This is a genomic window from Kothea flammea, assembly GCF_052161645.1.
Classification (GTDB): Bacteria; Planctomycetota; Planctomycetia; order Pirellulales; family Pirellulaceae; genus Laterigemmans.
The window spans coordinates 2914047-2926260 of record NZ_CP197414.1 but is presented as its reverse complement, the minus strand read 5'-3'; the positions used below and the strand labels follow the sequence as shown (position 1 = coordinate 2926260).

General features: G+C 53.9%; 12 protein-coding genes. 1 reads left to right on the top strand and 11 read right to left on the bottom strand.

Going from position 1 to position 12214, the window contains the following annotated elements:
• Window positions 1–863: 863 nt before the first annotated feature.
• A complete protein-coding gene (locus SH139x_RS11140; protein ID WP_488356002.1) occupies window positions 864–2048 on the bottom strand; it encodes a fasciclin domain-containing protein in 1185 nt (394 codons plus the stop codon).
• Between the two features lie 241 nt (window positions 2049–2289).
• Between SH139x_RS11140 and SH139x_RS11135 the strand changes: the two genes are divergently transcribed.
• The gene (locus SH139x_RS11135; protein WP_488355297.1) at window positions 2290–3453 is read left to right on the top strand and encodes a hypothetical protein; all 1164 of its coding nucleotides are present in this window, start codon (window positions 2290–2292) and stop codon (window positions 3451–3453) included.
• 246 nt (window positions 3454–3699) lie between these two features.
• Here SH139x_RS11135 and SH139x_RS11130 read toward each other — a convergent pair whose 3' ends face one another.
• The 10 genes from SH139x_RS11130 to SH139x_RS11085 form a co-directional block, all read right to left on the bottom strand.
• Entirely contained in the window at window positions 3700–3990 is a 291-nt protein-coding gene (locus tag SH139x_RS11130; RefSeq protein WP_488355296.1) for a helix-turn-helix domain-containing protein, read from the bottom strand.
• Window positions 3990–4454 (bottom strand): hypothetical protein, encoded by a 465-nt coding sequence (locus tag SH139x_RS11125; RefSeq protein WP_488355295.1) that lies wholly within the window; start codon window positions 4452–4454, stop codon window positions 3990–3992. The genes SH139x_RS11130 and SH139x_RS11125 overlap by 1 nt, the downstream gene beginning before the upstream one ends.
• Before the next feature lie 282 nt (window positions 4455–4736).
• Window positions 4737–5045: a hypothetical protein gene (locus tag SH139x_RS11120; RefSeq protein ID WP_488355294.1), complete on the bottom strand. Its 309-nt coding sequence runs from the start codon at window positions 5043–5045 to the stop codon at window positions 4737–4739.
• A 2-nt stretch (window positions 5046–5047) separates the two neighbouring features.
• Window positions 5048–6406 carry a phage major capsid protein gene (locus tag SH139x_RS11115; protein WP_488355293.1) on the bottom strand — a complete coding sequence of 453 codons (1359 nt, stop codon included), beginning with the start codon at window positions 6404–6406 and terminating at the stop codon, window positions 5048–5050.
• A 5-nt stretch (window positions 6407–6411) separates the two neighbouring features.
• On the bottom strand, window positions 6412–6648 hold the full coding sequence (locus SH139x_RS11110; protein WP_488355292.1) for a helix-turn-helix transcriptional regulator: 237 nt from the start codon (window positions 6646–6648) through the stop codon (window positions 6412–6414).
• The gene (locus SH139x_RS11105; protein ID WP_488355291.1) at window positions 6645–7049 is read right to left on the bottom strand and encodes a hypothetical protein; all 405 of its coding nucleotides are present in this window, start codon (window positions 7047–7049) and stop codon (window positions 6645–6647) included. Before SH139x_RS11105 ends, SH139x_RS11110 begins: the two co-directional genes overlap by 4 nt.
• A gap of 616 nt (window positions 7050–7665) precedes the next feature.
• On the bottom strand, window positions 7666–9414 hold the full coding sequence (locus SH139x_RS11100; RefSeq protein WP_488355290.1) for a DNA polymerase: 1749 nt from the start codon (window positions 9412–9414) through the stop codon (window positions 7666–7668).
• Window positions 9414–10016, bottom strand: coding sequence for a hypothetical protein (locus SH139x_RS11095; protein WP_488355289.1), 603 nt, complete (start codon window positions 10014–10016; stop codon window positions 9414–9416). The genes SH139x_RS11100 and SH139x_RS11095 overlap by 1 nt, the downstream gene beginning before the upstream one ends.
• A gap of 340 nt (window positions 10017–10356) precedes the next feature.
• The gene (locus SH139x_RS11090) at window positions 10357–10605 is read right to left on the bottom strand and encodes a MerR family transcriptional regulator (protein ID WP_488355288.1); all 249 of its coding nucleotides are present in this window, start codon (window positions 10603–10605) and stop codon (window positions 10357–10359) included.
• 455 nt (window positions 10606–11060) lie between these two features.
• Window positions 11061–12197, bottom strand: coding sequence for a tyrosine-type recombinase/integrase (locus SH139x_RS11085; protein WP_488355287.1), 1137 nt, complete (start codon window positions 12195–12197; stop codon window positions 11061–11063).
• Between the last annotated feature and the right edge of the window lie 17 nt (window positions 12198–12214).

The window sequence follows — 12214 nt, the reverse complement described above, 5'->3', positions numbered from 1 at the left end:
CGGGCCTTGCCGCAACATGTTTCCTGGCAATCACTTACAGCGAAGCCGCGAAAATCGTCCGGATCTCCAGAGCGGTTGGATTACAGTCCGGGTTGCTCAACTTTCCGGACTTGGTTCAAACTTTTTCGACCGTCGGGTAAATCAGAAGGCAAGCGATGGTGCTTTGCACTGTCGCCAGCCTTTTTTCGTATATTACGCCCTATTTTGCAGGGTGAAACCCATTGCGGCCGACTCACTGCTGGCGGCCAATCAAAGACACTCTGTTTTCACGTTCCGCCCCCGCCTCTGCGCTGTCTCGGCCCGAACTCTCGCCACTCTCTGTCTCTGTGACCATCGGCTAATGTGATTTTCCCAGAAACAGAGACTCTCTGTTTTGGCCGATTGTCGAATTTGGGAGACTGCGATCATGCAACAAAAATCTAATCTTTGGATTCGCTTCGTTTCGGAAACAAATTGAACGCCGTTGCCGCTGCACAAGTGATTGCCACCCCGCCATACCACGCCCCCACCAGGGGGATGGTGTGATTGAGATTCCGCGATCGCATAATACGCCAGTCCGCCACTGAGAACGGTCAAGCCAAAGCCCAAAAATAGGACGCCGAGGGAGCGACTTGTCGAAACGCATGCAGCGAAAAACGCGAGCATCACTGCACAAGCACTGCCGAGCAGAAGAACCGTCGCAATATTCATCTAATTGTGGCCTCGGAAATTGGAACATCGACAGCTTCTCGGTTGTTTAGCCTCGTGATATTTCGCGTCATGAGAAAGTCGGCCCCCAGTGGGGGTGGCGATGCTTCCGCTGCTTGCCGCTCTAACTTATCCATCTCAAAAGCGAAATCGACTGCGATCTGTGGTCGTAGTCTCTATAGCTCGAGCATAACTTGATCGATCTGCCGCCGCACCGCCCAAGCTCGATTGGTCAAGCTCGACATCTGCGGACAAACGCTCAGAGTGTGATTGACCTGTTTTCGAAGGCTGGCGGACATCGCAACCCCTGGCATCGCGGACACGGTTCGCAAAGCTTGCATGTAGATGTCTGCGCACTGCCCATGATGACCTGAGTTGAAAATTGGCACTCCGCGATTAATCGCATCGGTTAGCACCCTCATTGCCACGCGTCGCTGATCGGTAGCAGGCTTCGACGATGCGGCGCCCGCAGCAGATGCATCCGCTGGTAACAGCACGCGATCAATTACGTGGATTACGCCATTGGACGCGTCGATGTCCGTTTGCAGTAACCGCGCATTGTTGATGTTTGCTCCACCCTCTGTGGCAGTGATTGCAATAGATGGACCGGCGACAGTGGGAGCGGAAGACAGCGCGACCGCGTCTTCGCTGTAAACCCGTCCTGATACAACGTGGTACTTGAGAATTTCTGCTAGCTTGCTCTTATTACCCGGCTGTAAAAGGCTCGCGACCGTTCCTTTCGGTAATGCTAAAAAAGCTTCTTCCGTTGGTGCGAAAACCGTCAGCGGTCCATCACCATTGAGCGTTGAGACGAGGCCCGCTGCGTTAGCCGCAGCCAAAAGAGTGCCAAATGACCCTGTATTGCTCGCGACCTCAACGATTGTACCCGATTCGGGCAACAGGACCGAATCGATCACGTGAATAATACCGTTGCTACACAGAATATCTGTTTGTACGACCTTCGAGGAATCCACAGTCACACCAGCGTCGCTTGACGAAACGTCCAATCGCTGTCCGTTAACAGTCTTTGCACCTTTCAATCCAACGACGGTCGATGCTGGCACGCGGCCGGGAACGACATGGTACGTCAAGATGCCAATCAACTGGTCCTTGTTTTCAGGTTTGAGCAGTGTTTCCACGGTGCCTTCCGGTAGCCGCGAAAAAGCCTCATCAGTTGGAGCGAAAACAGTGAAAGGACCCGTTCCGCTCAGCGTATCCACCAATCCGGCTGCCTTCACTGCCGCGACCAACGAATTAAACGAGCCCGACGCGGCGACCGTCTGGACGATGTTCTTTGATTTCGACGAAATGGGCTCTGTAGACGAGGGCTGTTGAGCCCACGTGGGGCTCGCTATCGTCATCATTGCGGCAAAAAGTAAAGAGGGAATCAGTCGCAATGACATTTCGCGTACTCCGGTAGCTGAGTTAAATTGGTTTAAATTTGATCCACAACGGAATCACGTTAGTGTCCGGACAAGTCAAGTGGCCTCCCAGCAAGGTTGCGGCTTGTGCATTATCGTTGCAGCGGTTAGTCCAATCGATTGGCAGTTCAAGCCATAGGCACTCGCAGCGGCATGATCTGTTCAAGTCACCAGCTCCACCGTGGGCCAAACCGGCTACGGGATCATCAGCTTCACTTATGATCCGGCCGGGCGCGTCGACGTCCGCACTGACCAGCAGGGTGACACCTGCACATACAACTATGATCTCGCCGGAAGACTAACCAGCCGGGCCTATCTGGGCCTTACAGGCGGGCCCCTTTCTGGCCAAAGTTACAGCGATACGTTCACCTACGATTCGGCCTCCCGCATGCTGACGGCCGTAAGTGGTGGGTATGCGAACACCGTCACCTACACTTACGATTCCGCTGGGAGAAAAGCGACCGAGGCGCTGACAATTTCGGGCCAAACCTACACGACGACGATTTCTTACAATGCCGCGGGGCAGTTGACCGGGTATACTTATCCTGATGGCACGGCGGTGGGCCGCAGCTATACCGACCGGGGCCAACTGTACGAGCTGACTCACGCGAGCAGCACGATCGACACGCGTACTTATGATGACGGGGGGAGGATGACGGGCAGCAGTTACGGTAACGGTGTGAGCGAATCCCGCTCGTACAACACCGACAACACGCTCGCCTCGATCTCCTTCTCAGGAGCCGCCATCGGTACGTACAGCTACGGCTGGGACGACAACAAAAACAAGACTAGCGAGTCGATCACGGGCACCATGTCTGGCTTCGGGTTCACCGTGGGCAGCAGTGGATACGACACTGAGGATCGATTGGTCAACTGGGAGCGCAGTGACACCAATCTCGATCAATCCTGGAACCTGTCGCTCGTGGGCGATTGGGACTCGATTACCGAGAACAGCAGCACGCAGAATCGCACGCATGGTCCGACGCACGAGCTGCTTTCTGCTGGCGGCCAGAGTCTATCGCACGACACCAAAGGGAACATGACGCTGATTCCTGCGGTACTGCGTGACGGCACCAACAGTTTGACGCTCAACTGGGACTTCGAAAATAAACTGACGACGGCCGATGTCGGTAGCGACAGCACGATCGATGCGACCTACAAGTGGGACGCTCTGGGGCGTAGAGTTTACAGCGACGATGGCACCTCGGCTTACGTATATGTCCAAGTGGGGCAGCAAACGATCGCCGACTACGGAGCCGGCATAGCTGCCAGCACACCTCGATATCGTTATGTTTACGCCAGTTACCCAAACGCAAAAGCCCATTTTCCGATGCTTTCTTTATAGGGAAAGTGGACGATTCCTTGGTTAGGGCGATTGCCATAATAACCCTTGAAAACACCCGTAAAAACAGTAAAAAATAAACTTGTCGGTTGTCGCGACAACCGCAGTTGATTAGCTCACCCTGGGGCACCTAGAAGGCTCTCTAACGCACTTTGGCGGTTAACCGACTCAGTTGTCGCATCGGTGGGCGGACGTGCGACAGCGGGCGCCTGGCAAGCCCGTTTTTGGGTGGGGAGCAACTTGAAAAGCTCAACCCACTATTTCGCTCACTTTGATGACTGGAACCCGCATCGGAGCATCGGGTTGGTACACATCGCGACGGAGTGTAGCCGCGTCGCTCTCGCTAGCACGAAGCCTGCGACAAGCCTCGACAATTTCGCTGGGCGTCGGTGGCGGCTCATAAGAACGTCTTGCCTTTTGACCGACAAGCTTTCGCACCTCACTGACTGGACAGCCCAGCCAATCGGCAACTTGTCGCGGACTGTGGCCGGCACACAACCATGCTCTTGCCGTCAACACATCATCGAAACATAAAGCCATCAGGCGGACCGCTCCGCTTTACGTCGCATCAACTCGGTCAAAGGGTCGTCCGCTTCTTCTCGCTGTGGAACTCGCAAGCTAGCTCGACTAAGCGGCGACCATCCGAATTGTCGGCCAAGCTTGTCAACCTCGGTGCAAAGTGCCATCGCCGTTATGCGAGCGTCTTTGTCGAGCGGATTATCTTCAAACATCGGCCAAACTTTGAGCAATTGCGCCCAACTTTGGCAATAGAGCCACAATGCGTCAACATCTAGGCGACTTAACATGTCATCAGGCAATGCTAGCGTGATTCGCTCCCAAGCCTCTCTAGCGGCTCCTGTGAGACTTTCGGGACATTGCAATTGCTCAGCCATCACAAGCACATCGGCTCGCCTAGCGTGGCGGTCAGAGCGGTAGGTGCCATCTAGCACATGCTGCTCGGTAGGTTTCGGCAATCGTCCCGAACGTCCCTTCTGTCCTGCCATCCTGAAACACCTGATTTTTTGCCGAACGGAACGTCGAGGGCACGTGTATATCGTTGAAATCGCCACGCCTGAATTATAGGTGCCCCCAGTAGGGGGTTCCCTCTCAAACCTTGCAACCATCGGTGCCATGAGTTATCAGGCCCAGCCATAGGAAGATATTGAACCCATGGCACCGATAGTGCAAAGTCCACACGACAGACCCTTCACATATTCCACACCATTTCACTAACGAGTGCAAACAGTGTGGGTTAAACGCAAACCTCACAACCGACCTTTAAGGCGTCATCGGCTGCTTGGATTTGCGATCAATTTCAAACCAGCGGTTGAAGCACCAAAGCTTGAAACATTCAATCGAAGCCGAACACCGCCAGCAAAGTGGACAACCTTGTCATTTGCTGTTCGTGTTAGTGCGTTGCCAGTGTTGTACGGATCGTCAGAGTTAACGAAGGCATCACCACTCACTGACTCTTGAACCGTTACGCTGCAACCGTCCCAAGTGGTAGCCGATACTTCAACCACCCACTCGCCAATCGGTAGGGTGATTGAATCGGTGGCACCGTTGCCCGTAACTGAGATTTCTGCACGGCTCATAATCAAGAGATCCCAGTGATAACGTGGAAAGCAGTCTTGTCACTCAGCACCCAGTCTGCCCGCATCGTCAACTTGACTTTGATTTGGTGACGATCAAAAGCCTCACCAGCGACGTTGCTGGACTCCAGCAAAGCACCTTGACGCAAGCAGAAGAACAGCTTGGTAAAATCACCAATGACAATTTTGTCATCAGGGCAGTTGCTGGTTGGGAACAGGCTTTTGCCTTCCAGGTTGGGCGGGCTCATCAACCAGTTTTGGGCAGAATTCACAGCGTCGCCCGTGGTGGACTTCATCAGCAAGCCGTGATTCTTCGGACTCAGAATCACACCAGTAGGCTCATGATTAGCCTCTCGGATTGTGGTTGCACTATCGGCCAAGTCAAACCAATCCAACGATCCGCTAACAGCATCGGAAGGAATACCAGGCTTATTCAACAAGCCCAGCGGTTGTGCCGAACCCGTACCTTGCAACCCGAAGTAATCAACCTTGGTTGCACTGGCTCGGACCAATACGCTTTCAATCATTGCGGCTGCGTTGATCGCATCTTCAAACCATTCACGGCTGCCCGTTACTTCGGACATATGAAGGTATGGCTGTGCAAGCAGGCTACCGAAGGTAGGCTCACCAGAGACGAACAAGGCGTTCTCAGCCTTAACGGCAACGCTTGGATCGCTGACAACGGTTGGAATCTGCAAGCTCGACGAATCGGTAATAACCGTGGTTGAACCTGCCCCGATCAGTGCGGTTGCGGCCCGCTGCAAGTCAACGTAATAATCGGAAAGCGGGTCAGGAACTGATGACCCGCCCTTGCTGTTGTCGTTAGTTGTCAAAGCAGCACGGATGGGATCAGCGGTATGGCTATTGATGCCCAGCACAGAGGCGATGACATACTGCCCAAACGCATTGGGAACGTCTGCAAGTTCCTTCTGTAACCCGCGATCAACCTTATCACTGCGGGAGAAAATCCTAGCGGAACTCGAACCACTGTAAGCACTGACGCCTCGGGTTGCACTGCCGTTCTTCATGCCGTTTCCGTTGCTTCCGTCCATGATGTCGTATCCTAATCCTGTGCGACCGCTGCTAGCGGCTCGGGTTAAACTGATTCGCTTGCGAGTCTCTGCCTGTTCCTTTGCCTTGTCGAGTGCTGCGGAGACTTCACCGATAACGCCTTCGGAGTCTCCTTTGCCTAGCAAGGCATCAACTTCCTTCAATTCCTTGGCGGTAAGCTCTCGGTTCTCACCCTCGGCAACCATGACCGCCGCCTCGGCAAATGCCACAATCTGCTTGTGAACTTCTTGCAATTGGCGAACGTCACCAGAACGGATTGCGTCTTGTGCGTCTTGCTGAATTTGCAAACTCATGACTCTTATTCCTTCTCGCCTGTGCGGCGCTCGTTTATGAAACTCTTAACCTGATGCGGAAACCAACGATACTTTCGTTGGCTTAACCGTATAGGCTTGGGAAACTCGTTCTTCTCGACCCACTGCCAAACAGTGCGATCAGAGACTTGTAGCAACTTGGCAATCTCCTGTGCCGTCAGAAGTGGAACTTCAATAGCCGCAATGGCGGCTCGCTGCTTGTCGTCAATCGTTTCCCCGCTCATAGCGTCTCACTCCCTTGCGTCTCAACAACGTCGTTAAACATATGCTCCAAGGTGTCGAGCAAGCTAACCGCATCGACCAGCACATAGCGAAACACGGTGTCCACAAACTTGGCTTGATTCTCGGTAAGTCCGATATTGGCGAACACATACGCTGCCATCAAAGCCTGTGAAGCTTCCGCTGGACTCCAAGTCGGAACATCCCACATAGCAGGCTCGATAGCGTGTCCGTCTCGCCTCGCACACTCGCCTTGCAACATCAGGCCAATCCAATCAACGAAAGGCTTGTAGCGTCCCTGTGTGTGTTTGCGGACAACCCAAGCAATCAAACCTTTAAGCTCATCATCCGACAAAGTCGGTAGAAGAATCGGCAAGGCGAACTTTGGCTCTGATTCGTTTTCCATCACTTAGATTCCTGTTAGCGAGTTATGCGAAATTAGAAGCTATTTCAGAATTATGTCAAACAACACAGGGAACAGTCGTTGGCGAGTTACTGTGTCGCGAGAATTGTCACAACTGGACTCCGGCCCCGTCCAAATTCCACCGACACCAACCCAACGTCGGCAAAAGATTCCAATGCTCGCTTCGCCGTCCTTGGATGAATTTGGAATTCAGCCAGCGTCTCGGGTGTCAATTTCACAGGGTTGGACCGCTGCCAACCAGCTTGATACCAAAGCAGTATCGCGACAGCTTCCGACCGGTGGCCGCACTTGGAAGCCAACTTGAGCCAGTGAAGTGGAATTGGCCCTTTGATAAACCGCTCGCCTGGTTGCGGTTTCGGCAAGTCCAGCTTTGGACGTTTTGAGGATTTCGACTTCGTTTTGGGAGTGGCCTGGTAGAAGCCGACCAAGTCGTCGCTGGTGGCCGCGAATGCATCCAAATCCATTGGGGTATACCTTTATAAAGAGAATCTATTAAAGAGAACCTATTAATAAGAATCTATTAATAAGAGGGTACGGGTCGCACTTTCCGTACACTTTCGGGGACATTCCGTACAGAATTTTGGACAAGTCGTACACTTTACTGGACAGCTCGTACAGTTTCGGATTCCAGGCCAGACGCCAATTCCATCACCCTGTCCCACATCAACTTGCCCCTATCTTCGTCGAAGTAGCGGTCGGGGTAGGCCACCACCTTGGCGTCCGATTCGATCAGAAAACCGTCCAGAACGATTTCGCCAGCTTGACGCATGATCGACTTGGTTTTCTCAACCGTGGCCGCAATGTCATCGGCGCTCGCTTCTACCAGCAGCGCATCGTGAACTGGACAGCAGACGTTGATACCCTGCTCGGTTGCCATTGAACACGCCAACCGCATCATTTCGGCGCCGTTGGCCTGGCAAGGAAAGTTTGCCAACGAACGCGGGTTGTCTCCGCCGAAAGTGTGAATCGGCCACCCGAACACCGTCTCGATTTTCCCGGTCAACATCGCAACATCGACTTGCTGCTGTGACCACTTCCAAAATATGGGGAACGTCTCTTTGTGCTGAAGTAGCAGGTTTCGGGCGAACGCAGTCGGCTTGTCAAGTTTGGCCGCCAGTCCTACTTCGCTCATGCCGTACTGGACAGCCAACATGCAAACCTTAAAAGCCGCTCGTTCACTTGGGTGGCTTTTCTTAGTCGCGTTGTCCGGCACCGCACCCGCCATGCGAGCGAATTCCAAATAAGGGTCGCCGCTTTTGTACGCTTGACACAGTGCCGGGTCGCCCGATAGTGCTGCTGCAACTCCTAATTCCTGCTGCGACCAGTCGACATAGGCAATAGCCCGCCCTGGTTCTGGTTTTATAAGTCCCCGCAGCCAAACCGATGGACCGAATACAAATTGATTGTTGCTCGGTTGATTCCTACCAGAGCGACTGGCGAATGGACGTAGCATCGTACGGTTGCGACCGTCGGCGCCGACCGACAGTTTTTCTAACTTCATTTCAGATAAGGAATGACGCAACTCCCGCAGCGGTGCTATCTGCGGATAGGATCTGGCCTGCTGGCGGAAAGTGTCGTCGTCCAAAGCTAACCGGCCCGACTCGGTTGTCGGCCACGGTATGCGATGTTTGATCAAATACCGCTCAAACCTGTCTAGCTTAAACGTCCCACCATCGAACACACCAAAGTCAGCGTCGATAGCTGTGATCAGTTTCGCTTTTATCGGCGCCCACGATCTTCTAAACAAGTCGAGAGTGTCAACGTCCAGCGGTATGCCTTGGCTTTCCATGCGAGCTACCGCGCACATATAGCGGTCGCGTAGAAGTGCCCTTGGTATGTCAATTTTCGGTGCCATCAACGGCAACAGTCGATCCAATGCATCAACGTCGGTCTGGCAATAATCCAACAGAGCGACCATTTCGTCGTCTGTGTACGGTCCACCTCTGATCGCCAGCTCTCGCATCTCGGTCTTTTCCGTGGCCGCGATGCTGTCGAGTCCGTGGTAAGACAAGCAACCCAACAGGCCAAAGCCCGCTGGCGGTCGGGTTCCATTTAACATCACTCGAAACTCGGCCCACAGGTCAAGAACCCTGGACGGCAACTTCCAGCCAAGTGCAAGAAAACAATTCCACTCAGCAGAAGAAAAATAGGCCACCACCAAGCTATCGTCGCCCACATCAAACGGCGCGCGACCCATTGCCGATAGTTGCTCCATGCTAGCCCGAACAATCTTTTTTGAGTGAAACTCCCTCGCCACCAGGCAAGCGACGCTGGGTCGCTCGCCTGGCGGTTGGGAAAACTCAAAGTCGACTGACCAGACCGCAGAATAACGGTCCAGCCAATTCATCAAACTTCACCGAACAATTGCAGAAGGAACGGGTGGGTTTTGCTGTCGATGAATCGCTGTTTGAACGCCAATTGTAGGCATTCCCTGAATGTCAGCTCGGGGAACTCGGGTTGCGGAAGGTTGCCAGTCGCCTCGAACACCGCATAAGACCCGGCGCCCATGTCGGCTTGCACCCTCACCCATGCGTTGACGGCAAGTGCTTGTGCTTCCAGCATCGACGTGTGCCAGTCCATCGGGCGACCGTTGGGGTCGGGCAACTTCGCAGGCCACAGGAACGGGTTGCCGTGGCGATTGACGGCCAAGCAAATCTTGACCGGCTGGATAAAGTCCGGCAGCTCGGCCCACAGCGATGGCGACACCAAGTAGCTTTCGCGGTTTACCTTATCCTCGACGACAGCAGTGTCGAGCCGATACGACTCATCGGGGTGGACTCGGACGAATTCCATTTTGTCCGGCTTCCCGACTTTCATCGTGACGACTTTCCGTTTCACCCCGATGGCACCCGCTGCGGTGTTCGGGTCGAGCCGCAGCGACGCTGGGTCGAAAGGATCAGCCAAAGTTTCGGTAGCATTGGCTGGCTGTTCTGGTTTAGACTTAGACATAGTTCGTTCTCGCTCTTCGTAGGGAACTGGACTAGATTCCTGCGGTGTTAGCAGCACCGCAGGAATCATTTAAAAACGGAAACACTAATTGGGTCTGACTCGCCATACTGCTTTTGCGGGTCGACGGTGGGTTGGATCGCTGCCAGCAGGTTTTGCACACCTGCGCGTAGCCCGAGATAACGCGGACCGACAGCAACTTCGTTTTGCGGGGTGGCCGCTGTTGGCACCAGTCGCAAAAGCTTTTCCCTCTGCTCATAAACTCGAACCTTTAACGTGGCCTAATAGGAAACACCGTCGCGGCGGCCACAGTGCCGAGCCGGTGGTTTTGGTTGCGTTCGGCTCAACCGAACACTTTCGGTACACCGTTGTCGATGCGTTGACGGCGCGTCGACTTTTTGGCTTTTGGTTCGAGTGGCGACTGTTCGCCACTTAAAAGCTCATAGACTGCATCAGCGGGGATTCCCCACCGTGGCCGCTTGCCGTCGCCGCACGAAATATCGACGGCTCGTAGTTTGCGAGATTCGATCAAAGCGAGAATCTTACTGTTTGCGAGTCCCAACATTTCGCCAGCTTCTCGGGTCGTCAGCATCAACTTGTTATTCCGAATCATAAATTCCTGCCTTTGCTTAGAGTGTTAGAAATCACTTGCGGGGGATTGTTACTTGTAAACTTCGTTTGTCAAAGAACATTAACAAACGACTTCCTTACAATCACATAACCCACGATTACCACCGAACACCTATAACCTGTTCCGCCGTGGTCAGTCTTTGCAATACCAGAGGAAAGAAAGTCCCAAGTCCCATGGTTTCAACGAGTTAGGAAAAGACCGCCGCTAGGGGGTTGGACTTGTTTTGCTGGGGGTTGACAAGGTTTTAACGCTAAGTCGTCGTTTTCATCGACCATTTAACCCTCTGATTTCTTAATAATTGGTCGCTGTCGATAACTGCCTGTTTTGAACAATTGGCATCACCTCTCCCTACGAAAAAACCGCCAGCGGGTTGGCTGGCGGTTGTCGGTGAATCGGTTGGGTCGGTCGGTGGCTCGCTATTCCTTGAACAGCCACTCCCGCACATGCGAGCAAACCTTTTTGATTCGCTCGTCGCTGATTTCTTGCACATAGGTGGCCCCCTCGCCGCGTTCCTTATGGCCCATGCATAAGTTGATGGCTTCCAAGTCGCAAACCTCGCTTGCTTTCGTGCGGAACGTCCGACGGCAATCGTACAATTTGCGGTCAATGCCCAGCTTGTCGGCCAGTCGTTTCATTGCCTGCTGTGCAGGGTCGCTGGCGGTGTCGTCAATAATTTGCTGCCACGGTCGGCCCGTCTTGGTCAACAGCAGTCGATTCTTAAACGCCTGGCGGAACGGCTCGGGCCTGTGGTTTTTTGCATCCTCAATGGCCTGGCGAGTCTCAGGCCACAACCAGATACGGCGGTCAACGCCCGTCTTATTTCGCACTGAATCCATGAACTCTTGCCCCCGCTTCCATTGGCTCCGCGTCAATAGTGATATGTCCCTCGCCCCCATCGCTCCGTTGATTGCCAACAGCAGCACCGGCTTAAACGTGCGGTCGGCTGCCTCAATGGCTCTCAGCAGGTCGCCACGGTCCCACAACTGCTTGCCCTTGGCCTTTTTGGCGAGCAGTGCGACGCGAGCCGCTGGCGGCTTCAACTGTTGGCCCGTGTTGATTTCGCTAATATGTTTTTCCTCCTTCGCCCAGTTCAAAAACGATTTGATCAGCGCAATGTCAGTCGTCATCGTGGTCGCCGCCCGCTGCTTCCGTTTTCCGACCTTTGCCGATGGCGAGAACAGCAACAAGTCGGCCCGCACTTTGGCCCAGCTCGCAGGCGTCAACTTGTCGATGCGAGCGTTTGCCCCGAGCGATTCGATCAGGCGGCCCAGCACCCGCTTGTACTGCCTCGGATGGTCGCTGCGGAGATTCCCTTCGTTGGCCTGTTGCTTGACGTATGCATGATGCAAGTTGGCGAGTTCCGCCAGCGTCGCACTTTTGTCGGTCCTCGGTGGTTCCAGCCCAGCAAGCAGGTGGTCTTTTTCTTCGGCCCACCGTTTCAACGCAGCATCTAGGTCGGTGCCAAAGTATCGCAACTTGCCCTTCACCTTTTTGCACCATTGACCGTTGCGGTGGTGGCTTAGTGGGCAATCTTTTGGGCGTTTGGAATTCATCTTGCGTCGGTCCTGTG

Coding starts and splice junctions, on each gene's coding strand:
- SH139x_RS11140 (WP_488356002.1), bottom strand. CDS start 2,048: ATGACGATAGCGAGCCCCACGTGGGCTCAACAGCCCTCGTCTACAGAG.
- SH139x_RS11100 (WP_488355290.1), bottom strand. CDS start 9,414: ATGAATTGGCTGGACCGTTATTCTGCGGTCTGGTCAGTCGACTTTGAG.
- SH139x_RS11105 (WP_488355291.1), bottom strand. CDS start 7,049: ATGGAAAACGAATCAGAGCCAAAGTTCGCCTTGCCGATTCTTCTACCG.
- SH139x_RS11095 (WP_488355289.1), bottom strand. CDS start 10,016: ATGTCTAAGTCTAAACCAGAACAGCCAGCCAATGCTACCGAAACTTTG.
- SH139x_RS11120 (WP_488355294.1), bottom strand. CDS start 5,045: ATGAGCCGTGCAGAAATCTCAGTTACGGGCAACGGTGCCACCGATTCA.
- SH139x_RS11115 (WP_488355293.1), bottom strand. CDS start 6,406: ATGAGTTTGCAAATTCAGCAAGACGCACAAGACGCAATCCGTTCTGGT.
- SH139x_RS11130 (WP_488355296.1), bottom strand. CDS start 3,990: ATGGCTTTATGTTTCGATGATGTGTTGACGGCAAGAGCATGGTTGTGT.
- SH139x_RS11125 (WP_488355295.1), bottom strand. CDS start 4,454: ATGGCAGGACAGAAGGGACGTTCGGGACGATTGCCGAAACCTACCGAG.
- SH139x_RS11090 (WP_488355288.1), bottom strand. CDS start 10,605: ATGCTGACGACCCGAGAAGCTGGCGAAATGTTGGGACTCGCAAACAGT.
- SH139x_RS11085 (WP_488355287.1), bottom strand. CDS start 12,197: ATGAATTCCAAACGCCCAAAAGATTGCCCACTAAGCCACCACCGCAAC.
- SH139x_RS11110 (WP_488355292.1), bottom strand. CDS start 6,648: ATGAGCGGGGAAACGATTGACGACAAGCAGCGAGCCGCCATTGCGGCT.